The sequence below is a fragment of the Pseudomonas congelans genome (assembly GCF_900103225.1).
Classification (GTDB): Bacteria; Pseudomonadota; Gammaproteobacteria; order Pseudomonadales; family Pseudomonadaceae; genus Aquipseudomonas; species Aquipseudomonas congelans.
Map to the genome: position 1 here is coordinate 32912 of NZ_FNJH01000011.1, position 23664 is coordinate 56575.

Below are 23664 nucleotides of genomic sequence, written 5' to 3' on the forward strand. Positions count from 1 at the left end.
CCGGTCTTGGTGTGTTGCCTGTCGTCCACGGCCGTGTGTGGTTATAATCGGCCACTTTATGAGCAAGAAGTGCGTTATGCAGCTGGTTAGAGGCCTTCACAACCTGCGCCCCGAACATCGGGGCTGCGTCGCCACGATTGGCAATTTCGACGGCGTTCATCGCGGCCACCAGGCTATTCTGGCGCGTCTGCGCGAGCGTGCAGTCGAATTGGGTGTGCCCAGTTGTGTGGTGATCTTCGAACCGCAGCCGCGTGAGTTCTTTGCACCCGAGACGGCGCCAGCACGTCTGGCCCGTCTGCGTGACAAGCTCGAGCTGCTGAGTGCCGAAGGCGTTGACCGGGTACTGTGCCTGTCCTTCAATCAGCGTCTGTGCAAGCTCAGCGCGGCGAGTTTCGTCGAAACCGTGCTGATCGACGGTCTCGGTGTTCAGCACCTCGAAGTGGGCGACGATTTTCGTTTCGGCTTCGACCGGGTCGGTGACTTCGACTTCCTGCAACAGGCCGGCACGACGTATGGTTTTACCGTAGAAGCGGCGCAGACCGTTGAAATAGATGGCATCCGGGTCAGCAGTACCAAGGTGCGCAAGGCGCTGGCTGCGTCGGACTTTGCCCTGGCCGAGCGCATGCTCGGTCGTCCGTTTCAGATAGCCGGGCGGGTATTGCACGGCCAGAAGCTGGCGCGTCAGTTGGGTACGCCCACCGCCAACGTGCAACTCAAGCGGCGTCGTGTACCGCTGAGCGGGGTCTATCTGGTCAGCACGGAGATCGATGGCAAAGCCTGGCCGGGGGTCGCCAACATCGGCGTGCGCCCGACGGTAACGGGTGATGGCAGTGCCCACCTTGAAGTGCATCTTCTGGATTTTGCCGGCGATCTTTATGACCGGCGTTTGACGGTGGCTTTCCACCACAAGCTGCGTGATGAGCAGCGTTTCGCCTCACTGGAGGCGCTCAAGACGGCGATCAATGCGGACGTCGCCGCCGCCCGTGCCCATTGGCATGGCTAACCGCTAAACAAGAGCCTGAAATGACTGACTATAAAGCCACGCTAAACCTTCCGGACACCGCCTTCCCTATGAAGGCCGGCCTGCCCCAGCGCGAGCCGCAAACTCTGCAGCGCTGGGACAGCATTGGCCTGTACCAGAAGCTGCGCGAGATTGGCAAGGATCGTCCCAAGTTCGTCCTGCACGACGGTCCTCCGTACGCCAACGGCAATATTCACATCGGTCATGCGGTCAACAAGATTCTCAAGGACATGATCCTGCGTTCCAAGACCCTGGCGGGCTTCGATGCCCCGTATGTGCCGGGTTGGGACTGTCACGGCCTGCCGATCGAACACAAGGTCGAAGTGACCCACGGCAAGAACCTCTCCGCAGACCGTACGCGCGAGCTGTGCCGCGCCTATGCGTCCGAGCAGATCGAAGGCCAGAAGTCCGAATTCATCCGTCTGGGCGTGCTGGGCGACTGGAGCAATCCGTACCTGACCATGAACTTCGCCAACGAAGCCGGAGAAATCCGCGCGCTGGCCGAGATGGTCAAGGGCGGTTTCGTCTTCAAGGGCCTCAAGCCGGTCAACTGGTGTTTCGATTGCGGCTCGGCACTGGCTGAAGCCGAAGTCGAGTATCAGGACAAGAAGTCCTCGACCATCGACGTGGCGTTTCCGATTGCCGACGAAGCAAAGCTGGCAGCCGCGTTCGGCGTGCCGTCGCTGGGCAAGCCTGCGTCCATCGTGATCTGGACCACCACACCGTGGACGATCCCCGCCAACCAGGCGCTGAACGTTCACCCGGAATTCGAATACGCGCTGGTCGATGTCGGTGACAAACTGCTGGTACTGGCTGCCGAACTGGTCGAAAGCTGTCTGGCCCGTTACAAGCTGGAAGGCTCCGTCATCGCGACCAGCACCGGTCAGGCGCTGGAACTGATCAACTTCCGCCATCCGTTCTACGACCGCCTGTCGCCAGTCTACCTGGCTGACTACGTCGAGCTAAGTGCGGGCACGGGTATCGTTCACTGCTCGCCTGCCTATGGCGTAGACGACTTCAATATCTGCAAACAATATGGCCTGACCAACGACGACATCATCAGCCCGGTGCAGAGCAACGGTGTGTACGTCGAGTCGCTGGAGTTCTTCGGTGGCCAGTTCGTCTTCAAGGCCAACCAGAACATCATCGACAAGCTGGTCGAAGTCGGCAGCCTGATGGATACCGAAACCATCAGCCACAGCTACATGCACTGCTGGCGCCACAAGTCGCCCTTGATCTACCGCGCCACCGCGCAGTGGTTCGTGGGCATGGACAAGCAGCCTGAAAGCGGCGAGACCCTGCGCAAGCGTGCGGTCAAGGCCATCGAAGACACTCAGTTCGTTCCGGCATGGGGGCAGGCGCGCCTGCACTCGATGATCGCCAACCGTCCTGACTGGTGCATCTCGCGTCAGCGCAACTGGGGCGTGCCGATTCCGTTCTTCCTGCACAAGGAAAGCGGCGACCTGCACCCACGTACCGTCGAGCTGATGGAAGAAGTGGCGCAGCGTGTCGAGAAAGAGGGCATCGAGGCCTGGTTCAAGCTGGACGCCAGCGAGTTGCTCGGTGAAGAGGCCGGCAAGTACGACAAGATCTCCGACACCCTGGACGTCTGGTTCGACTCGGGCACCACGCACTGGCATGTGCTGCGCGGTTCGCACCCGATGGGCCATGAAAGCGGTCCGCGTGCCGATCTGTACCTGGAAGGCTCGGACCAGCATCGCGGCTGGTTCCACTCCTCACTGCTGACCGGCTGCATGCTGGACGATCACGCACCGTATCGCGAACTGCTGACCCACGGGTTCGTGGTCGACGAGAACGGCCGCAAGATGTCCAAATCGCTGAACAACGTGGTAGCGCCACAGAAGGTCAACGATTCGCTGGGTGCCGACATCATGCGCCTGTGGGTATCGGCGACCGATTATTCCGGCGAGATGGCGGTTTCCGACCAGATCCTGCAGCGCAGCGCCGACGCCTATCGCCGTATCCGCAACACTGCACGCTTCCTGCTCTCCAACCTGACGGGCTTCAATCCGGCGACCGACATCCTGCCCGCCGAGGGAATGCTTGCGCTGGACCGTTGGGCCGTGGATCGCACCCTGCTGCTGCAACGCGAGCTGCAAGAGCATTACGGCGAATACCGCTTCTGGAACGTGTACTCGAAGATCCACAACTTCTGCGTGCAGGAGCTGGGTGGTTTCTACCTCGACATCATCAAGGATCGTCAGTACACCACGGCGGCCAACAGCACCGCGCGTCGCTCCTGCCAGACGGCACTGTTCCATATCTCCGAAGCGTTGGTGCGCTGGATCGCGCCGATCCTGGCGTTCACCGCCGACGAGCTGTGGCAGTTCCTGCCCGGCGAGCGCAACGAATCGGTGATGCTCAACACCTGGTACGAAGGCCTGACCGAAATGCCTGCCCACTTCGACATGGACCGCGCCTACTGGGAGCGGATCATGGCGGTGAAGACCTCGGTCAACAAGGAAATGGAAAACCTGCGCGCTGCCAAGGCGATTGGCGGCAACCTGCAGGCTGAAGTGACCCTGTACGCCGAGGAGTCGCTGGTGGCTGACCTGTCGAAGCTGAGCAACGAGCTGCGCTTCGTGCTGATCACCTCGACAGCCAGTGTGGCGCCGCTCGCATCCGCGCCAGCCGATGCCGTGGTCACCGAAGTCGCCGGTCTGAAACTGAAAGTGCTCAAGTCCAGTCATGCCAAATGCGCCCGTTGCTGGCATCACCGCGAGGATGTAGGGGGCAACCCCGAGCATCCGGAAATCTGCGGTCGTTGCGTAGACAACATCAGCGGCGCAGGCGAGGTCCGTCACTATGCCTAACGCCTCGTTTGGCCGCCTGGCCTGGCTGTGGTTGAGCGTGCTGGTTCTGGTCATTGACCAGGCCAGCAAGTATTACTTCGAGAACGCGTTGAGCCTGTATCAGCAGATCATCGTGATTCCGGACCTGTTCAGCTGGACCCTGGCCTACAACACCGGTGCCGCCTTCAGTTTTCTGGCCGACGGTGCCGGCTGGCAGCGCTGGTTGTTTGCCCTGATCGCAGTCGTGGTCAGCGCCGTGCTGGTCGTCTGGCTCAGGCGCCTGGGGCGTGACGACACATGGCTGGCCGTGGCACTGGCGCTGGTACTGGGCGGAGCATTGGGCAACCTCTACGACCGTATCGTGCTGGGCCACGTGATCGACTTCATTCTGGTTCACTGGCAGAACCGCTGGTACTTCCCGGCGTTCAACGTCGCGGACAGTGCCATCACCGTCGGCGCAATCATGCTGGCGCTGGACATGTTCAAGAGCAAGAAAACCGGAGAGACCGTCAATGACTGAGCAATCTTCGACTCAAGGCTCGTCTGACGAGCTGCGTATCGGTCAGAATACGCAGGTCACTCTGCACTTCGCCCTGCGTCTGGAAAACGGCGATACCGTCGACAGCACTTTCGAAAAGGCTCCGGCCACGTTCAAGGTCGGCGACGGCAACCTGCTGCCCGGCTTCGAAATGGCGATTTTCGGTTTCAAGGCGGGCGATAAAAAGACCGTTGAGATTCTGCCGGAAAACGCCTTTGGTCAGCCCAACCCACAAAACGTGCAGATCATGCCACGCTCGCAGTTCGTGGGCATGGAGCTGTCCGAAGGGTTGCTGGTGATCTTCAATGACGCCGCCAATACCGAATTGCCCGGCGTGGTGAAAGCTTTCGATGATGATCAGGTCACCATCGACTTCAACCACCCGCTGGCAGGCAAGACTCTGAGCTTTGAAGTGGAAATCTTCGAAGTGAAGGCGATTCTGGCTTCCTGACCTTCGCCGTCAAGCCCGGCCCAGGCCGGGCTGCCCGTACCAACCATGAGGCACAGCATGCAAATCAAACTCGCCAACCCCCGCGGCTTTTGTGCCGGAGTGGACCGCGCGATCGAAATCGTCAATCGCGCTCTGGAAGTGTTTGGTCCGCCGATTTATGTGCGCCATGAAGTCGTTCACAACAAATTTGTCGTCGAAGACCTGCGCTCTCGGGGTGCGATCTTCGTCGAAGAGCTGGATCAGGTGCCGGATGACGTCATCGTTATCTTCAGCGCCCACGGTGTTTCCCAGGCGGTGCGTACCGAGGCGGCAGGCCGTGGTCTGAAGGTCTTCGATGCTACCTGCCCGCTGGTGACCAAGGTGCATATCGAGGTCGCCCGTTACAGCCGTGACGGCCGCGAGTGCATCCTGATCGGCCACGCCGGTCACCCGGAGGTCGAAGGCACCATGGGCCAGTACGACGCCGCCAATGGTGGTGCGATCTATCTGGTCGAGGACGAAGAGGATGTTGCCAGCCTGCAGGTGCGCAACCCTGAAGCCCTGGCCTTCGTGACCCAGACCACCTTGTCCATGGATGACACCAGCCGGGTGATCGATGCCTTGCGCAAGCGTTTCCCGGCCATTGGCGGGCCGCGCAAGGACGACATCTGCTACGCCACGCAAAACCGTCAGGACGCAGTCAAGCAATTGGCCGATGAATGCGATGTGGTGTTGGTGGTGGGCAGCCCGAACAGCTCCAATTCCAATCGCCTGCGCGAGCTGGCCGAACGCATGGCGACTCCGGCGTACCTCATCGACGGTGCCGAAGACATGCAACAGGGCTGGTTCGACGGGGTAGAGCGTATCGGCATCACTGCGGGCGCTTCGGCCCCGGAAGTGCTGGTGCGCGGCGTGATCCAGCAACTGCAGGCCTGGGGCGCGACCGGTGCCGATGAGCTTGCCGGCCGCGAGGAGAACATCACCTTCTCCATGCCCAAGGAATTGCGCGTCAAGTCGCTGCTCTGAGGCTATTCATTCACACAGCGCAGCATCGATTTTCGTGTCCTCGACCCTCACGCGCCCGGCCGGTGCGACTATCACTCGATAGTTGCTCACCGGCTGGTCTGCGGCACATACGTGCAACGTCCTGGCGGTTCTGCGTCGCAACGTACCCAGACCGCTGAAACTGATCTCCTCTGCGCGCTTGCGGTTATCCACCACTCGGGCCGTACCGTCATTGGCGCGTTCTATCAGCACCGTATCGTTTTCGTCGGGACCTTTGCCATCCGCGTCGAGTATGATCCGCCAGCCGTTGCTCCAGTCTTTCTCGATGGCATGAAGCGTAACGATCTGGTTGCGTGTGATTGCGGCCGCTCTCGCCGAGCGAATGCCGCTGGCCAGCTCCCGGGCGGTCGCAAGGCCACGGCTGGAATCGACGAGTGCCTTGAAAGAGGGGGTTGCGACGTTGGCCAGGATGGCCATCAGTGCAAGGACGATCAATAATTCGATCAGTGTGAATCCTGCATGCTTCATAAGCTTTCCTCCCTGGAAACCGCCGTTTCAGCACCCTGCGGGCGTTCGTCGTCGCAAAACAACCGTACGTCCCGCTATGGATTTTCCAGCGGCGTTGCTGCCTTATAGTCGTAACGTCTAGGAGACACTCAATGCGTTATATAGCCAAGGGATTCAGCCTCATCGAATTGTTAGTCACTGTGTCCCTGGTGGGCATCCTGGCGGCTATCGCTATCCCGAACTTCACCAGCTCCATTCAGAGCAACAAGGCCGATACCGAGCTCAGCGATTTGCAGCGGGCGCTCAACTATGCGCGGCTCGAGGCGATAAACAGGGGAGTGACGGTGCGTATAGCGCCGACCAGCGGGACGGCGTGGACAGGCGATTTGCAGGTGTATCTGGCTTCCGACACCAAGACGCCGCCTACTGCGCTTCGTAACGTGGCCGCAATGAGCAGTGGGGGGACGCTGGTACCGGACGTTAATGTGGCGGCAATTGATTTCAATAATCTGGGCGGCCTCAGTGCTCCGGCTACGGCGGTGAACATGACCTACACCCGAGGCAGTACGACTAAAATCATGAGTATCTGCCTGACTGGCCGAATAGTTCTCAGTGCAAACAATGGAAGCTGCAATGCCCAATGAAACCCGACATCGCCAGACCGGCATGACCTTGATCGAGGTACTGGTTTCGGTACTGATCCTGGCTATCGGGCTGCTGGGTGCCGCGGCTATTCAGCTCAACGCGCTCAAATACACTGACAGCGCGACCATGAGCAGCCAGGCCAGCTTTATTGCCTACGACATGATGGATCGTATTCGCGCCAATGTTGATGGCAATGCGAGTGCCAATGGTGCGACCAATGTGTTGGCGACGTATGCGTTGGCGGACCTTACTGCATCCCAGGTAGCCAACCCGAATAAAGTTCGGGATCAGGATTTATACGACTTCAAGGCCAATATCATTAATTTTGCAGGCGCGAGTGGCACGGGCAGTGTTGATGTCAGCAAGGCTCCGGAAGTGACCATTATCATTGGCTGGAACGATACGCGGGCTGCCGCTGCGAGCAATCAGGCAACAGGCAGTGCGACCGTCACGCCGCCGCCTCAAAGCTTCAAGCTGGTCTCGCGCATCGGGGTCACCCCATGAGAAAGATTTCCAGAGGCTTCGGGCTGGTCGAAATCATGGTCGCTCTGGTGCTCGGGCTGGTAGTGAGCCTGGGCATCATCCAGATATTCACCGCCTCCAGAGGCACGTTTCAAAGCCAGAACGCTGCCGCGCGGATGCAGGAAGATGCCCGTTTCATATTGAGCAAACTGGTACAGGAAATCAGGATGAGCGGTATGTATGGCTGCCTGAGTTTCAGGAATTACATACCCGTTTCGCCAGCGATCACCTATCCCATAGCACTGGATAACCCGATCCTGTGGGATAGCGCGAACAATAAACTGACACTGATAACCGCCGATATCGGCACCACTGGAAGCTCGCCCACCTGGACGATTATTTCCAATTGCAGATCAACGCTCCAGCTATACGCCGGTGCGCGTACCCCAGCTGTCGGAGAAACCGCGTTTCCCTTGCGGCAACTGGTTTACACACTGAATGGCACAAACTTGAATATCCAGGCCACTACCACAGGGAAGTCAGAGCCGCTGCTGCAAAACGTGGCCAGGCTGGATTTTCTATTCGGCATGACGGGCAATCCGATGACTTACACACAGGCCATTACCGCAGCCAACTCTGGCGATATACGCAGCGTACGCATCCTCTTGACGCTGCGGGATCCGGACGGGCGGGTCAAGGACCAGGAGTACAGTGTCGTCGCCTACTTGCGTAACCGATTTTGAGCGGGCCGAACATGAACAAGACTGGGTGCTTCAATACAACACATGCCTTTCCGGCAAAACAGCGCGGCATGGTGTTGCTGGTCAGCCTGGTATTTCTGTTACTGCTGACGTTGCTGGGTATTTCATCGATGCAGAACGCCACGTTACAGGAGAAGATGGCGGGCAGTGTCACGGCCCGCAACCAGTCCTTTCAAATGGCTGAGTCGGCTTTGCGCATCGGTGAATCCGCGATCAAAAAGGCTGATTTTTCCATGAGCATCTGTACCCCCCCGACCAATTGTGCACCACCTACCGACTTCAATACGGTGCAAGGCAAAGGTGCAGGTAGCGCCGGTGTGACATGGGTTGAAGCGGCGGGCGGCGGCGTGTACGCCATTCAGAATTTGGGCACTACGATGACGCCGGTAAAGTGTAAAACTTCAAGTGCCGTGACGCTTTATCGGGTAACAGCCGTTGCTCCGGTCTCCAGTCAGACCGTTCCGCGTACGGTGTTGGAGAGCATTTATGCCAACTGTTAAAGGGTTGCGGGGGGCATTGAAGTACGTCTACGGTGCACTGTTGGCGTTGTACCTGGCGTCGCCGGTCTATGCGTTTACACCCGCGCAGGTGCCATTGCTCAGTGCGTCGGCAGTGCCCCCCAACCTGATGCTTTTGGTGGATAACTCCGGGAGTATGTACAACATCATCTGGGCGTCAGGGTTTGACGCATCGGTCAACCGTCCAGATATCGGCTACTACTCCACTCAGTGCATAAGTGGCGTGATTACCGTTGTCTGCCCCTTCATGAGTACGATATCGGGAGATGACACGCTGTCGGTGGGGGATATCAATGCGCTCAGCATTTTTGACTTGTCATTGATGTGCCCGTTCGGCGGCCGAGCGGTTTTTCGCAATAACACTCAGTACTGCCTCAATCTGCCAGATCCGGCAGGAAACGGGTTGACACGCTATACCGCTGATTATCTTTCCTATTTGATCGACCTGGTCCGGCCCGCGTTTTTTACGGGAGTTCGCGATTACACGAATGGTGTCATCCCCAACGACTACCGGATGAACGTTGCAAGAACCGTAGCGACTAATCTGGTGACCAACAATACGTCGCTTAGAATCGGGCTCGCTACGTTTAACGATCCGAATAATTTTGACCTCGGACCCGGTGGCAAGATTGCAAGAGTCATCACCGATCTAGCCCCGGTGGCAGGCACTACCAATGGCGTCACTCAGACGCAGGCTAATGACAATATTGCTGCCCTCAAGCAGGCCATTGCCAACCTGCAGCCGACGGCCAACACCCCGCTGGCTGAAACCTATTATGAGATCACGCGGTATTTTCGCGGCATGTCACCGTATTATCAGAACGGTTCGAACTATGTGAGTCCGATTCAATACCGTTGCCAGAAAAACTACGGCGTCGTAGTGACCGATGGTTTGCCGACTTACGATCGAACGTTCCCGACCAACGACCCGGAGGATGTACTCAATACCTCTCGCTCATTGCCCAATTGGGATTTGAATGCGGCCAATGACGGGGCCAACCTTAACGGTGATGGCGAGGGCGATACGCTTTATCTGGATGACGTTGCCAAGTTCGCCTACGACATCGACATGCGAAGAGCGACCAGTACACCTGCCACTGACCTGGCCAAGAAAAGTTGGGACACCGACGGCTTCTCGCAGCAGAACATGATTACTTACACCATCGGTTTCACGGCCGCCAACCAGATGCTGATAGATGCCGCCAATAATGATCACGGGCACGGCAAGTACTTCCAGACCAATGACAGCGCCGGTTTGAACAGTGCATTGAACCTTGCGCTCACTGACATTTACGCCAGGGCGGGGTCCGGTGGCGGAGCCTCATCGAACTCATCATCCCTTGCGTCAGGCACGCTTTTCTTCCAGACGTTGTATGACCCGGCTGACTGGCACGGCACGGTAAACGCCTACAACCTCAACGCTACCACGGGGGATCCAGGTGCTCTTGCCTGGACATCGGACACGACCATATTGGCCAATACGGCCCCCGCGCCAACCTATGAAACCTGGAACACGTCATCGCTCGCGAGAATTGCACTGGACTTCAACGCACTGTCTTCTGCACAGCAGACTGCATTTACCGCCACGTTACCGACCGGTGTGAACGGTGCGCAAATGATTGCCTGGGCCAAAGGCACCGCAAACTCAGCGCTTCGAACCCGCACACGGGTACTGGGCGACCTGATCAATACCAATCTGCTGGTGGCCAACCCGTCGGACAAGACGTCCACCGATTACGGCACTACCACTTCGTACTCTGATTACCTGACCGCCAAGGCTGGCAATATGAGTTCAAGCCTGCTTGTAAATGCCAACGACGGATTCTTCAACGTGATCACTCCTGGCACGGGTCTGCGCACCTATGCCTACATGCCATCGACGGCGCTGAATTCACTGGCCACGATTGCAGCAAGTAACTATGGGGCGGGCGTACATAAATTTACGGTCGATGGGCAGATGAGCGTATTCGATACTCAAAATGGCAAGAACGCGACTTGGCGTACAGTCGCCGCGAGCGGTCTGGGCGCTGGCGGCAAGGCGTTCTTCGCTGTCAGGTTGTTTGAGGGTACGACCAACAACGTAGGCGCGCTGTGGGAAGTGAAGGCGCCGGACGCTTCTGACGCCAACAACAAATTCAATAACCTGGGGTACAGCTACTCAAGACCCGAAGCCGCCCGAATGAACGACGGCACCGGGATAGTCGTGGTCGGCAACGGATATGGCAGCTTTACAGGCAGGGCGTCGCTTTTCGTGCTCAACGCGTCGACTGGAGCCCTGATTGCTGAAATTCCGACACCGGTCACCGGTAGCGAAACAGATAACGGGCTCTCATCGGTAAAGTTGCGTGTGGACTCACAGAACGTTGTTCAGGCAGCCTACGCCGGCGACCTGAAAGGGCGCATGTGGAAGTTTGACCTCAGCTCCACGGCTGCCAGCGGCTGGAAGGTGGCCTTCAACGGCACACCACTCTTTACCGCGCCACTGGGTGCCGGCCAACCGATTACTGTGCAGCCGTTTATTCTGGATCATCCGCTGAACGGCAAGATTATCTATTTCGGCACCGGGAAGTTTCTTGAAGCCGCAGATAAACAGACGAATGCGCAGCAGGATTTTTACGCTATCTGGGACGCAGACAGCGGAGTCGGTGGCATTAAAGAGAGCAATCTTCAGGTTCAGCAGATCGGCACGAGTGTTACTGGCAGTGGCTCAACCTATTACAATTCGACTGCCGACAAAGTGGACTGGACGAGCAAGAAAGGCTGGTATATGCCGCTTTCGACCGTCGCTCCGTTTGTGGGCGAACGAATTATCTTCCCCGCACAGGCCATCCGGGGACGAATTGCTTTCACAACGGCGGCAGTGAACTCCACCGACCCTTGCGAAAGCAAAGGAACAGGACGCCTTTTTGAGCTGGACCCGGCAACCGGAGGCATGCTCACTTATCGTTTTCTCGATACTGACGGAGACGGTGACATTACAGACAAGGACGCGCTGGTTTCCGGCATCAGCTTCGGTGCGGGTATTCCAAATCTGGCCTCTTATGTTGAGTCTTCCGCCCGCGCAGTGACCTATGTTACGGACAGTAGCGGAAATATTGGTGGACTTGGCGAGCGTTTAGGAGGTATCGGCACTTATCAACGCATCATGTGGCGACAAATCCAATAGGGAAACGAATCATGCGAGCGACATCCAGGGGCTTTACGTTGATCGAACTCATGATCGTCGTGGCGATTGTCGGTATTCTGGCCGCCATCGCGTATCCCAGTTATACCGAGTACGTGAAGCGTACCCAGCGTTCGGCGATTGCCAGTCTGCTATCGGAGCAAACGCAGGCAGTTGAACGCTTTTATTCACGAGCCACTCAGCCCACCTATGTCGGGGCGACAGTGGTTGCCGCCAATACCTATTACACGATAGTTTTCGCTCCCACCGCCACCGACTTCACCCTGACAGCCACTCCCATCCCAGGCACGCTAATGGCTGGCGACAAATGCGGCAGTTTCGTGATCACCAACACCGGGGCGCGTACCAACCCCGGCGCAACCGCTGGTGTCACCCCAAAAGACTGTTGGGGCCGCTAAACCGTTTTCTCTTCACGAGACCAAGATGTCCAAGCAAAAAATAGTCATTGTCGGCGGTGGCGTCATAGGGCTGTTGACCGCCTTCAATCTGGCGTCCGAGCAGGTCAGGGTCGTGCTGCTGGATCGTTCGGGTGTTGGTCAGGAGTCTTCCTGGGCGGGCGGCGGAATTGTTTCGCCGCTTTACCCGTGGCGCTACAGCCCTGCGGTCACCGCGCTGGCGCACTGGTCGCAGGACTTCTACCCGCACCTCGCCGAGCGTTTGCTAGCACAGACCGATATCGACCCTGAAGTGCACAAGACCGGCCTGTACTGGCTCGATCTTGATGACGAGCAGTCTGCGCTTGAATGGGCTGTCCGCGAAAAACGTTCGTTGAGCCGTGTGGATATCTTGGCGGTGAATGATGCCGTGCCGGGGCTGGGTGAGGGTTATTCGCGGGCGATCTACATGGCCGATGTGGCCAACGTGCGCAATCCCCGTCTGGTCAAATCGCTCAATGCCGCCTTGCTGGCAATGCCCAATGTCGAGATTCGCGAGCAGTGTGAAGTCAGCGGCTTTACCCGTGAAGGCAGCAGGATTTCGGGTGTGCAGACACCTGCAGGGGATATCACCGGCGATCGGGTGATTCTGGCGGCGGGCGCGTGGAGTGGCGAGTTGCTCAAGACCCTGGGGCTGGACCTGCCGGTCGAGCCGGTCAAAGGCCAGATGATTCTCTACAAATGTGCATCGGATTTTCTGTCGAGCATGGTGCTGGCGAAAGGGCGCTATGCGATCCCGCGTCGTGACGGGCATATCCTGATCGGCAGCACCCTGGAGCATGAAGGTTTCGATAAAACCACCACGCAGGCTGCGTTGGAAAGTTTGAAGGCGTCGGCCGTCGAATTGCTTCCACCATTGGCCCATGCCGAGCCGGTCGCCCAATGGGCAGGCCTGCGCCCTGGCTCACCCGAGGGCATCCCGTTCATTGGCCCGCTGGAAGGTTTTGACGGCCTGTGGCTCAACTGCGGGCATTACCGCAACGGTCTGGTGCTGGCCCCGGCTTCCTGCCAGTTGATCACTGATCTGCTGCTGGAGCGCGAGCCGATCATCGACCCGGCACCCTATGCGCCTGCGGGGCGCCTGGCAGGCTAGCCATCCTCCCGGTCACGCGGAGCGTGGGGCGCGAGGGTGTCCGCGCGCGCACCTATCGTTCCGCACACTCCAGCGTGGGAATGCCTTTCGTGACGCTCTGCGTCACACAGTCTTTGCCGCGCACGCAGTCAATCCAGACCCAGTTTCTTCAGTCGGTAGCGCAGTGACCTGAACGACAAGCTGAGCCTTTCTGCTGCAGCGGTGCGGTTCCAGCGGGTTTCTTCCAGTGCCTGCAGGATGAGCTGGCGTTCGATGCTTTCCAGATAGTCTTCAAGGTTGTCGATGTCGGCCAGGCTCGGGCCGTCGCTCTCCTGAGGGCTGGCGGACTCGGTCAGGCGCAGGTCGCTGGCGTGGATTTCGTCGTTCTCACACAGCGTGTAGGCGCGCTCCAGCATGTTTTCCAGTTCGCGCACGTTACCGGGGAATCGATAGCTCTTCAGCGTTTCCAGCGCCTGCGCGTTCATGCGCGCGACGGGTTGCGCGCCGTTCCCGGCAAGGCGCTTGAGAACACTGGCTGCCAGTTGGTCGATATCCTCACGCCGCTCGCGTAACGGTGGCACGCGTACTTCGATCACGTTCAATCGGTAATACAGATCCTGACGAAACCGACCGGCCGCGACCTCTGTATTCAGGTTCTTGTGGGTGGCGCACAGAATGCGCACGTCGACGATCTGCTCTTGCTGGCCGCCGACGCTGCGGATGGATTTTTCCTGGATGGCGCGCAACAGTTTGACCTGCATGGCCAGCGGCATGTCGGCGACCTCATCGAGAAACAGCGTGCCGGTGTGCGCCGCCTGAAACAGACCGGGCTTGTCTTCGTGGGCACCGCTGAAACTGCCTTTGCGATGGCCGAAGAATTCGCTTTCCATGAGTTCGGAAGGAATGGCACCGCAATTCACCGGTATGAAGGGTTTGTCGATGCGCGGACCCTGCTCGTGGATCAGCCTCGCTACAAGCTCCTTGCCGCTGCCCGACTCACCGCTGATGTAGATCGGCGCCTGGCTGCGTGCCAGCTTGCCGATCTGATTGCGCAAGGTACGCATCGCCAGCGAGTCGCCCAACAGGCGGTTGTCGATGCTCCGAGTGGGTGGTGCGCCGGGCAGGCTCAGCGCGCTATTGACCAGTTCGCGCAACCTGCCGAGGTCGACCGGCTTGGTCACAAAATCGAAAGCCCCGGCCTTCAGCGCGTTGATCGCGGTATCCACATTGCCGTGTGCAGTGATCATCGCCACCGGTACGTGGGGGTAGCCGTGCTGTATGTGTTGCACCAGCTCAAGGCCATTACCGTCAGGCAGACGCATGTCGGTCAGGCACATGTCGAACGGTTCGCGGGCCAGCCAGTCGTGTGCTTCGGCAACGTTACGGGCACTGCGGGTGTCGAGTTTCATGCGCCCCAGCGTGATCTCCAGGAGTTCGCGAATATCCGGCTCGTCATCGACTATCAGGATTTTTTGCCGTTGGCTCATGCTCAGCTCGTCTTGAACGGGTGGGCGAAGGTAATGCGCAGGCAACTGCCACCCGTGGGGCGGGGCGCATATTCCAGATGCGCCTGATTGCTTTCGCACAGTTCACGTGACAGATATAGACCAAGGCCGGTGCCTTTGCTTTCTGTGGTGAAAAACGGTTCGAACATCTTGCTCAGGTGTTGCTCGCTGACCCCCGGCCCGTCGTCCAGAACCTCCAGCGTAGGCAAATCGCTCCTCTGGTCATTGTGCAGTTTCAGCCAGACCTGCGCTGACGGATGATTTTTGCCGCTGTAGCGCAGGCCGTTCTGCAGCAGGTTGGTCATGATCTGCGTCAGCTGTCCGGAATCCATGCGAGTTGTCAGTGTGCCGGGACTGATGTCGACATGAATCGCCTGATTGGGCGCAGCGGAACTGCGAAATTCAGCGACAAAGTGTTCCAGCCAGGTTTTCAGATCGAGCAGTTCGGGTTGCGCTTCGCGTCTGCGCGACAACTGCAGGACATTTTCAATGACCCGGTCAATGCGTCCCGACTGCTCATGAATGATCTGCCCCAGGCGTCGATCCGCCGCGCTGAGCTCTTCCGATTCATTAAGCAACTGCGCCGCATGGCTGACGGCGCCCAGCGGGTTGCGTATCTCATGGGCAATCCCGGCGGTCAGGCGTCCCAGTGCGGCGAGCTTGAGCTGCTGCGCCTGGTGGGCGATCTGCGACAGGTCTTCGAGAAAAATCAGCGTCTGACGCTGATCGCCACGGTTGAGCGTGGCAAAGCTCGGTTGCAGTACCAGCCCGACAGGGGTGGTGGTGATGCTGCGCGACACCATGATCGGGTTGACGAGCCACTGGCGCAGGCGTTCGACCAGTTGTGGCGAGCAGGTGTCGATGATCTGGCCGACCAGTCGTTCTTGGCCTAGCAGGTTCAAGGCCCCCTGATTGGCCAGCAGCACCTGATGGTTGGCATCCAGCACCAGAATGCCGGTACGCATGCGTTGCAGGATCAGCGCGTTGAGCGTTTCAAGGCTGTCGACATCCGCCGCGCGCTGTTCGGCCAGTACCTCGCTGACCTGCATGCGCGCTGTCAGCGCCTGCACCAGCAGGGCAGCGGCGAAGCATAAGGCGCCCAGCGAGCCAGCCTGCACGTAGTCGTTGGAAACCGAGGGTGTACCGAAGCTGATGTAGAACGTCAGGTAGATGATGCCGATGGCCGAAACCGCAGCGATCAGCAGACCGATACGGCCGCGCAGCAACACGTTGCTGATCGCCACCGAGGCAATCAACAGGTTGCCGATACCGCTGGAAGGGCCGCCCGCTGCGTAGAACAGCGCGGACAGCATGATAGCGTCAGTCATCGCCAGGCCGAAAAACTGTGCCTGACGGCTGGGGCGCTCCAGCAGCACGACGACCAGGATGTTGAACACCAGATACAACCAGCAGCCCGAGCGGAACAGGTTCTGGTTGGCCAGTTGCAGCAGTTCGGTTTCCAGGCTGCTGGAAATCAACAGGACCAGTACGATGCCGATGGTCAGTCGATAGAGATGGTACAGCCGCAGAATCCGCTGCGCCTGCGGGCTGACAAGGGATGGTGAGTCAGCGGTCACGTGCCGCGGGGCCCTGCAGCCGGTGTGCCTCGCTGCAATACCATTGCTGTGCCTGGCTCAGCGCACGATCCTGTGGCAGATGAACGCCGCACTGCGCGCAACGCACCATGGGGGTAGACGCCAGTTCAGGCTGCTCTGCGCGGGGTTTCGGCTTGGGGGGATTGATCAGACGCTTGACGAACCAGACCACCGCCGCGATCAACGCGACCCACATAAGTAAGCGAATCATGACTACCAGCTTAGTGATTGACGATGGCGCAGTGTAGCCAAGCCGCGAGCGGGCGCACAGTGGCAAAATTGATGCACAAAAAAAGAGGCCCGAAGGCCTCTTTTTTTTCATGCGCTCAGGATCAGTCGAACAGACCCAGCGTCATGTAGCTGAACCACGAACGGCTCTTGGTGCCTTTCTCTTCGGCTTCTTTCTCGGCCTGTTCGTCCAGCTCTGCCTGATTCTCCGGCAGCAGCTCTTTCGGAATGGAGTCCTTGGCGTCCTGATACTGCTTCTTCATGTCCTGATCGGCGCGGGTCTGGCCCGGTGGCAGCGGCGCGCTACCGTCGATCAGGCCCAGGGTCGCTTTCGACAGCCATGAGCGGTTATCGGCTTCGGCTTCACGCGGGGTGAACTTGCCGTCCGCCAGTTGCGGGTGGTTCGGGTAGTTGGTCTTCAGCACTTCCAGGCTAGTGGCAGCCAGGTCGTCAAGGTGCAGACGCTGATAAGACTCGACCATCACCGCCAGGCCGTCGCCTACCGAAGGCGTCTCCTGGAAGTTTTCCACTACATAGCGGCCGCGGTTGGCGGCGGCGACGTAGGCCTGACGGGTCAGGTAGTAGTCGGCTACGTGGATTTCGTAGGAAGCCAGCAGGTTGCGCAGGTAGATCATGCGCTGCTTGGCGTCAGGCGAGTAGCGACTGTTCGGAAAGCGGCTGGTCAGCTGGGCGAACTCGTTGAACGAGTCGCGGGCAGCTCCCGGGTCACGCTTGGTCTGGTCCAGCGGCAGGAAGCGCGCCAGAAGGCCCACGTCCTGGTCGAAGGAGGTCAGGCCCTTCATGTAATACGCGTAGTCGACGTTCGGGTGCTGTGGATGCAGGCGGATGAAACGCTCGGCAGCGGATTTGGCTGCTTCGGGTTCACCGTTCTTGTAGTTCGAGTAGATCAACTCGAGCTGGGCCTGATCGGCGTAGCGACCGAACGGATAGCGAGATTCCAGCGCCTTGAGCTTCTCAGTGGCACTGTTATAGCTGTTATTTCCCAGGTCGGCCTGCGCCTGCTGGTACAGCTCGACTTCGCTGAGGTTTTCGTCGATGACTTCCTTCGACGAACAGGCCGCAGTCAATGCGAGGATGGCGATCAGCAGCAGGTGTTTCACTTGCATGGCGGCTTGCGTCCCTATAACGGCCTGCTGTCTTGGGCGGGGCCGTCCTGTTATGATGAGCGCCCCGCGATACCGGCGGGACAAAAGACGCCGTATTTAACCACAAGCGCGCTGCCGAAACCAAAGGCTAGCCGCCACCTAGTCTGGTCATGTCCGAAAATATAGAACTCCGCGCAGAGGTGCCGTCCGAATTGGGCGGTCAACGCCTCGATCAAGTCGCCGCACAATTATTCGCTGAGCACTCGCGCTCGCGCCTTTCCGCCTGGATCAAGGACGGCCGCCTGACTGTGGACGGAGGCGTTCTGCGCCCTCGCGACATCGTGCATGGTGGCGCTGTTCTCGAGCTGGTTGCCGAGCAGGAGGCCCAGGGTGAATGGGTCGCTCAGGACATCGAGCTCGACATCATCTATGAAGACGACCAGATCCTCGTCATCAACAAGCCTGCCGGGCTAGTGGTGCATCCGGCTGCCGGTCACGCCGATGGCACGCTGCTCAACGCCCTGCTGCACCATGTGCCGGACATCATCAATGTTCCGCGCGCCGGCATTGTGCACCGTCTGGACAAGGACACCACCGGTCTGATGGTGGTCGCCAAGACCATTCAGGCACAGACACAACTGGTTACGCAGTTGCAGAGTCGCAGTGTCAGCCGTATCTACGAGTGCATCGTGATCGGCGTGGTGACCGCAGGTGGCAAGATCGACGCACCGATCGGCCGTCACGGCCAGCAGCGTCAGCGCATGGCAGTGATGGAGGGCGGCAAGCAGGCGGTCAGTCATTACCGCGTGCTGGAGCGCTTCCGTTCGCATACCCATGTGCGGGTCAAGCTGGAAACCGGCCGTACTCACCAGATTCGCGTACACATGGCGCACATCAACTACCCGTTGGTCGGCGACCCGGCCTATGGCGGTCGCTTCCGTATTCCGCCAGCGGCCAGCCTGACCATGGTCGATTCGCTCAAGACCTTCCCGCGGCAAGCGTTGCATGCCCGCTTCCTGGAGCTGGATCATCCGACCACCGGTAAGCGCATGAGCTGGGAATCGCCGTTGCCGGACGATTTCGTCTGGTTGCTGTCCTTGCTCAAGCAGGATCGCGAGGCGTTCATCGGGTGAATGACTGGCTGATACCTGACTGGCCTGCGCCAGCACAGATCAAGTCCTGTGTTACCACTCGCTCGGGTGGGGTCAGCCTGGCCCCATTCGACAGCTTCAATCTGGGCGATCATGTCGATGACAGCCCGCAGGCCGTGGCGATCAATCGCCAGCGCCTGACCTCCAGTCTCAATGCTCGGCCCGCCTGGTTGAGGCAGGTGCATGGCGTCGACGTCGTACCTGCCGATCCCTCCCGCGTCGTCGAGGCCGATGCCAGCTGGACCAGCACGCCTGGCGTGGCGTGCACCATCATGACGGCCGATTGCCTGCCCGCGCTGTTCTGTCGTCGTGACGGCACGCGGGTAGCTGCAGCGCACGCCGGCTGGCGCGGACTGGCGGCCGGCGTGCTGGAGGCCACTGCCGACAGCCTGCAGAGTGCTCCCGAAGAGATCATGGTCTGGCTGGGACCGGCCATCGGCCAGCCGTCGTTCGAAGTCGGTCCCGAGGTGCGTGATGCCTTTATGGCCAGCCACCCGCAGACAGCCACTGCGTTTGTCGCCAGTTCGAACCCTGATCGTTTCATGGCCGACATCTACGCGCTCGCCCGGTTACGACTGGCCGCCCAGGGTATCTGCGCCGTGTATGGCGGCGGGCTGGATACCTTCACCGATCCGCGCTTCTTTTCCTACCGGCGTGCCGCGCGCACTGGCCGCTTCGCTTCGCTGATCTGGATCGAACACGCCTGATTACCGGGCTGTTTTGCACAAGCCAGCTAGGCTTGCCTGATCTGTATCAACCCCGGCCTGCTTGAAACGCGCAGAATCGTCCGCATCTAACTGGCTATCAAGCAGGTTTTCTTTATAGGTGTGTTCATTGCTCCGGCCTGCATTAAAGGAAGGTGACAAATGCGTATCGACAGATTGACCAGTAAATTACAGTTAGCGTTATCCGATTCCCAGTCGCTGGCCGTCGGCCTCGACCATCCCGCCATCGAACCTGCGCACTTGATGCAGGCGCTGCTTGAGCAGCAGGGCGGTTCCATCAAGCCTCTGCTGTTGCAGGTAGGCTTCGATATCAACAGCCTGCGCAAGGAACTGAGCGCAGAGCTGGACCGGCTGCCAAAAATCCAGAACCCGACCGGCGACGTCAACATGTCGCAGGATCTGGCGCGCCTGCTCAACCAGGCCGACCGTCTGGCGCAGCAGAAAGGCGACCAGTTCATTTCCAGCGAGCTGGTGCTGCTCGCGGCAATGGACGAGAACAGCAAGCTCGGCAAATTGTTGCTGGGGCAGGGCGTCAGCAAAAAGGCCCTGGAAAATGCAATCAACAACCTGCGCGGCGAAGGTGCCGTGAATGACCCGAACGTCGAAGAGTCGCGTCAGGCGCTGGACAAGTACACCGTCGACCTGACCAAACGTGCCGAAGAGGGCAAGCTCGACCCGGTGATCGGTCGTGACGACGAGATTCGTCGCACCATTCAGGTCCTGCAGCGCCGCACCAAGAACAACCCGGTGCTGATCGGCGAGCCTGGCGTGGGCAAGACCGCCATTGCCGAGGGCCTGGCGCAGCGCATCATCAATGGCGAAGTACCCGATGGCCTGCGCGGCAAGCGCTTGCTGTCGCTGGATATGGGCTCGCTGATTGCCGGTGCCAAGTACCGTGGCGAGTTCGAAGAACGCCTGAAGTCGCTGCTCAACGAACTGTCCAAGCAGGAAGGCCAGATCATCCTGTTCATCGACGAGCTGCACACCATGGTCGGCGCCGGCAAGGGCGAAGGCTCGATGGATGCTGGCAACATGCTCAAACCTGCGCTGGCGCGTGGTGAGCTGCATTGTGTCGGCGCTACCACGCTCAACGAGTACCGCCAATATATAGAGAAGGATGCTGCGCTTGAGCGTCGATTCCAGAAAGTCCTGGTCGACGAGCCAAGCGAGGAAGACACCATCGCGATCCTGCGTGGCCTGAAAGAGCGCTACGAAGTGCACCACAAGGTCGCCATCACCGACGGTGCGATCATCGCCGCAGCCAAGCTGAGCCATCGCTACATCACCGACCGCCAGTTGCCGGACAAGGCCATCGACCTGATCGACGAAGCGGCCAGCCGTATTCGCATGGAGATCGACTCCAAGCCTGAAGTGCTCGACCGCCTTGAGCGTCGTCTGATCCAGCTGAAGGTAGAAGCTCAGGCCCTCAAGAAGGAAAAGGACGAGGCGGCGATCAAGCGCCTGGAAAAACTTCAGGGCGAAATCGAGCGTCTTGAGCTTGAGTACGCGGATCTTGAAGAAATCTGGACCTCGGAAAAAGCCGAGGTCACCGGCTCGGCACAGATCCAGCAGAAAATCGAACAGTCCCGTCAGGAACTGGAAGCCGCACGCCGCCGGGGCGATCTGAACCGTATGGCCGAGTTGCAGTACGGGATCATTCCGGACCTGGAACGCAGTCTGCAAATGGTCGACCAGCACGGCAAGCCCGAAAACCAGTTGCTGCGCAGCAAGGTGACCGAGGAAGAAATTGCCGAAGTCGTGTCGAAGTGGACTGGTATCCCGGTGTCGAAGATGCTCGAAGGCGAGCGCGAGAAGCTGTTGCGCATGGAAACCCTGCTGCACAATCGGGTGATCGGCCAGGAAGAAGCGGTGGTCGCGGTCTCCAATGCGGTGCGTCGTTCGCGGGCCGGGCTGTCCGACCCTAATCGTCCGAGCGGCTCGTTCATGTTCCTCGGCCCGACCGGCGTGGGCAAGACCGAACTGTGCAAGGCGCTGGCCGAGTTCCTGTTCGACACCGAAGAGGCGATGGTGCGCATCGACATGTCCGAGTTCATGGAGAAACATTCCGTGGCTCGCCTGATCGGTGCACCGCCAGGCTATGTCGGTTACGAAGAGGGCGGTTATCTGACCGAAGCCGTGCGTCGCAAACCGTACTCGCTGATTCTGCTCGACGAGGTCGAGAAGGCGCATTCCGATGTGTTCAACATCCTCTTGCAGGTGCTTGAAGACGGACGCCTGACTGACAGCCACGGGCGTACGGTGGACTTCCGCAATACCGTGATCGTCATGACCTCCAACCTGGGCTCGGCGCAGATCCAGGAACTGGTCGGTGATCGTGAGGCGCAGCGTGCTGCGGTGATGGATGCAGTCGGTACGCACTTCCGTCCGGAGTTCGTTAACCGTATCGACGAAGTGGTGATCTTCGAACCACTGGCACGTGACCAGATCGCTGGTATCACCGACATCCAGCTGGGCCGCCTGCGCAAACGTCTGGCCGAGCGCGAGCTGTCGATGACCCTGAGCCCCGAGGCGCTGGACAAGCTGATCGCCGTTGGTTACGACCCGGTCTATGGCGCACGGCCGCTGAAGCGCGCGATTCAGCGCTGGATCGAGAACCCGCTGGCGCAGATGATCCTCTCGGGCAGTTTCATGCCCGGCACGACTATCACAGGCAAGGTGGTCGACGACGAGATCACGTTTGTCTGACCGCGCTCGTCAACGCTCTATAGAAGGGCCCTCGGACCGAGGGCCTTTTTTTGAGGCGCGGTCGGCAGTAGAATCGGGCCCGAGAGGCGATCTGAAAAAAAATCGCAAATCATTGTCTTAAAAAGCAATTTATAGGGTTGACAGGTGTTTTTAAAATTGTAGAATAGCGCGCCTCAGAGACGTGAACGCAACGATACAAACGAAGCGCAAAGGTCGATGAGATTGAAATCAACGAGTTAACAGCAAGCTGGTTTCAAGGCAACATGTTGTAAAGTTGAATCTGAAATCGATAGTTCCGCGATAGCTCAGTTGGTAGAGCAAGTGACTGTTAATCACTGGGTCCCTGGTTCGAGTCCAGGTCGTGGAGCCAGATTTCGCAAGGTTCAATGCAGTTTCAGTCGGGGTATAGCGCAGTCCGGTAGCGCGCCTGCTTTGGGAGCAGGATGTCAGGAGTTCGAATCCCCTTACCCCGACCATATTTGGGTCGTTAGCTCAGTTGGTAGAGCAGTTGGCTTTTAACCAATTGGTCGTAGGTTCGAATCCCACACGACCCACCATTTTTGGTCAGTTTGTATCTGGCTGGATCTTAGGGAGTGACGCCACAAGCGTCACCCAAATAGAAAACGCCTCTTCGGAGGTGTTTTTTAGCATCATCGGGGTATAGCGCAGTCCGGTAGCGCGCCTGCTTTGGGAGCAGGATGTCAGGAGTTCGAATCCCCTTACCCCGACCATTTTCGCCCAGCTGTATCAGGGTTGAAGATCAGGACTCAAGAACAGTTGTTTTGAGTCCAACAAAAAAGGCGTCCTTCGGGACGCCTTTTTTGTTTTGGGGTGCATTTTCGGTTGAGACCGCTTTAAGCCGCAGCCTGACGCGAAACAGGCCACCAGCAAGCTGTGATGGGAAATTGGAGCGCTCCCGTACCTAGCGGAAGTTTGTGTACGGGGCGCTTTTTGGCAAAAGTACTGTGCTGCTCGTGTATCAGCCTATCTGAAGCAGGCCTGATAACTGAATAATCGGCAGCGCGAGATATCCGCTGATAATGGCAGATTGAGTATTTTTACAAATATCCAACGCAGGTGATCAGCCTGACCTACCGATCCATCCGGACAATTCCAGCGTTTCAGGACGTAGATGCCCAGCATCCTGGCTTGGGACAGGTCTTTCCTCGATCACTGTTCAGTACCAGCTCCTACGCCGGCAATGTGAGCTGGCTGACAGTGGTGTCGCGGCCACTAACGGGTGAGGGCGTCTCGTCGC

Annotated in this window: 20 protein-coding genes and 4 tRNA genes; 19 read left to right on the forward strand and 5 right to left on the reverse strand. The window is 58.9% G+C overall.

The annotated features are described in order from the left end of the window. Positions 1 to 76 precede the first annotated feature (76 nt). Genes ribF through ispH form a run of 5 tightly spaced genes read left to right on the forward strand, consistent with a single transcriptional unit; the run spans position 77 to position 5828 of the window. The gene (ribF, locus tag BLR20_RS24530) at positions 77 to 1003 is read left to right on the forward strand and encodes a bifunctional riboflavin kinase/FAD synthetase (protein WP_003371105.1); all 927 of its coding nucleotides are present in this window, start codon (positions 77 to 79) and stop codon (positions 1001 to 1003) included. A gap of 20 nt (positions 1004 to 1023) precedes the next feature. After that, positions 1024 to 3855 (forward strand): isoleucine--tRNA ligase, encoded by a 2832-nt coding sequence (gene ileS / locus BLR20_RS24535; protein WP_054992687.1) that lies wholly within the window; start codon positions 1024 to 1026, stop codon positions 3853 to 3855. Then, positions 3848 to 4354: a signal peptidase II gene (gene lspA, locus BLR20_RS24540; RefSeq protein ID WP_054992686.1), complete on the forward strand. Its 507-nt coding sequence runs from the start codon at positions 3848 to 3850 to the stop codon at positions 4352 to 4354. The genes ileS and lspA overlap by 8 nt, the downstream gene beginning before the upstream one ends. Further along, complete coding sequence (locus tag BLR20_RS24545; RefSeq protein WP_010427409.1) at positions 4347 to 4823, forward strand: FKBP-type peptidyl-prolyl cis-trans isomerase; 477 nt, start codon at positions 4347 to 4349, stop codon at positions 4821 to 4823. Before lspA ends, BLR20_RS24545 begins: the two co-directional genes overlap by 8 nt. A 57-nt stretch (positions 4824 to 4880) precedes the next feature. Then, positions 4881 to 5828, forward strand: a complete 948-nt coding sequence (gene ispH, locus BLR20_RS24550) for a 4-hydroxy-3-methylbut-2-enyl diphosphate reductase (RefSeq protein ID WP_003318785.1) — start codon at positions 4881 to 4883, stop codon at positions 5826 to 5828. Positions 5829 to 5834: 6 nt separating this feature from the next. Here the strand turns inward: ispH and BLR20_RS24555 are convergent, their stop codons facing one another. Further along, entirely contained in the window at positions 5835 to 6335 is a 501-nt protein-coding gene (locus BLR20_RS24555) for a GspH/FimT family pseudopilin (RefSeq protein ID WP_054992685.1), read from the reverse strand. 131 nt (positions 6336 to 6466) lie between these two features. On the opposite strand from BLR20_RS24555, the gene BLR20_RS24560 reads away from it, so the two are divergent. From BLR20_RS24560 to thiO, 7 genes are read left to right on the forward strand one after another with little or no spacing between them, the layout of a single operon-like run. Beyond that, positions 6467 to 6958, forward strand: coding sequence for a GspH/FimT family pseudopilin (locus BLR20_RS24560; protein WP_054992684.1), 492 nt, complete (start codon positions 6467 to 6469; stop codon positions 6956 to 6958). Beyond that, the gene (gene pilV / locus BLR20_RS24565) at positions 6948 to 7463 is read left to right on the forward strand and encodes a type IV pilus modification protein PilV (protein ID WP_054992683.1); all 516 of its coding nucleotides are present in this window, start codon (positions 6948 to 6950) and stop codon (positions 7461 to 7463) included. Before BLR20_RS24560 ends, pilV begins: the two co-directional genes overlap by 11 nt. Next, positions 7460 to 8164: a PilW family protein gene (locus BLR20_RS24570; protein WP_054992682.1), complete on the forward strand. Its 705-nt coding sequence runs from the start codon at positions 7460 to 7462 to the stop codon at positions 8162 to 8164. The genes pilV and BLR20_RS24570 overlap by 4 nt, the downstream gene beginning before the upstream one ends. 11 nt (positions 8165 to 8175) lie before the next feature. Then, positions 8176 to 8682 carry a pilus assembly PilX family protein gene (locus BLR20_RS24575; RefSeq protein WP_054992706.1) on the forward strand — a complete coding sequence of 169 codons (507 nt, stop codon included), beginning with the start codon at positions 8176 to 8178 and terminating at the stop codon, positions 8680 to 8682. After that, complete coding sequence (locus BLR20_RS24580; protein WP_054992681.1) at positions 8669 to 11866, forward strand: pilus assembly protein; 3198 nt, start codon at positions 8669 to 8671, stop codon at positions 11864 to 11866. The genes BLR20_RS24575 and BLR20_RS24580 overlap by 14 nt, the downstream gene beginning before the upstream one ends. Positions 11867 to 11877: 11 nt before the next feature. Continuing rightward, a complete protein-coding gene (locus BLR20_RS24585; protein ID WP_054992680.1) occupies positions 11878 to 12282 on the forward strand; it encodes a type IV pilin protein in 405 nt (134 codons plus the stop codon). 25 nt (positions 12283 to 12307) lie between these two features. Next, positions 12308 to 13411 carry a glycine oxidase ThiO gene (thiO, locus tag BLR20_RS24590; RefSeq protein WP_054992679.1) on the forward strand — a complete coding sequence of 368 codons (1104 nt, stop codon included), beginning with the start codon at positions 12308 to 12310 and terminating at the stop codon, positions 13409 to 13411. A gap of 128 nt (positions 13412 to 13539) precedes the next feature. Here the strand turns inward: thiO and BLR20_RS24595 are convergent, their stop codons facing one another. The 4 genes from BLR20_RS24595 to BLR20_RS24610 all read right to left on the reverse strand — a co-directional run bounded on the left by BLR20_RS24595 (position 13540) and on the right by BLR20_RS24610 (position 17845). Beyond that, positions 13540 to 14877, reverse strand: a complete 1338-nt coding sequence (locus BLR20_RS24595) for a sigma-54-dependent transcriptional regulator (protein ID WP_054992678.1) — start codon at positions 14875 to 14877, stop codon at positions 13540 to 13542. 2 nt (positions 14878 to 14879) lie between these two features. After that, positions 14880 to 16472, reverse strand: coding sequence for a sensor histidine kinase (locus BLR20_RS24600; RefSeq protein WP_054992677.1), 1593 nt, complete (start codon positions 16470 to 16472; stop codon positions 14880 to 14882). Further along, positions 16462 to 16701, reverse strand: a complete 240-nt coding sequence (locus tag BLR20_RS24605; protein ID WP_054992676.1) for a PP0621 family protein — start codon at positions 16699 to 16701, stop codon at positions 16462 to 16464. Before BLR20_RS24605 ends, BLR20_RS24600 begins: the two co-directional genes overlap by 11 nt. 121 nt (positions 16702 to 16822) lie before the next feature. Continuing rightward, entirely contained in the window at positions 16823 to 17845 is a 1023-nt protein-coding gene (locus BLR20_RS24610) for an outer membrane protein assembly factor BamD (RefSeq protein ID WP_010427430.1), read from the reverse strand. 149 nt (positions 17846 to 17994) lie between these two features. Between BLR20_RS24610 and rluD the strand changes: the two genes are divergently transcribed. From rluD to BLR20_RS24645, 7 genes are all read left to right on the forward strand, one after another. Beyond that, positions 17995 to 18957: a 23S rRNA pseudouridine(1911/1915/1917) synthase RluD gene (rluD, locus tag BLR20_RS24615; RefSeq protein ID WP_010427432.1), complete on the forward strand. Its 963-nt coding sequence runs from the start codon at positions 17995 to 17997 to the stop codon at positions 18955 to 18957. Beyond that, positions 18954 to 19682, forward strand: coding sequence for a peptidoglycan editing factor PgeF (gene pgeF / locus BLR20_RS24620; protein ID WP_054992675.1), 729 nt, complete (start codon positions 18954 to 18956; stop codon positions 19680 to 19682). Before rluD ends, pgeF begins: the two co-directional genes overlap by 4 nt. 159 nt (positions 19683 to 19841) lie before the next feature. Beyond that, positions 19842 to 22406 carry an ATP-dependent chaperone ClpB gene (clpB, locus tag BLR20_RS24625; protein ID WP_054992674.1) on the forward strand — a complete coding sequence of 855 codons (2565 nt, stop codon included), beginning with the start codon at positions 19842 to 19844 and terminating at the stop codon, positions 22404 to 22406. Positions 22407 to 22700: 294 nt separating this feature from the next. Further along, positions 22701 to 22776, forward strand: a tRNA-Asn gene (locus BLR20_RS24630). A 29-nt stretch (positions 22777 to 22805) separates the two neighbouring features. Further along, positions 22806 to 22882 (forward strand) — tRNA-Pro (locus BLR20_RS24635). Positions 22883 to 22887: 5 nt separating this feature from the next. Beyond that, positions 22888 to 22963 (forward strand) — tRNA-Lys (locus tag BLR20_RS24640). Between the two features lie 97 nt (positions 22964 to 23060). Next, positions 23061 to 23137: transfer RNA gene (locus tag BLR20_RS24645), tRNA-Pro, on the forward strand. The last annotated feature ends 527 nt before the right edge of the window (positions 23138 to 23664 follow it).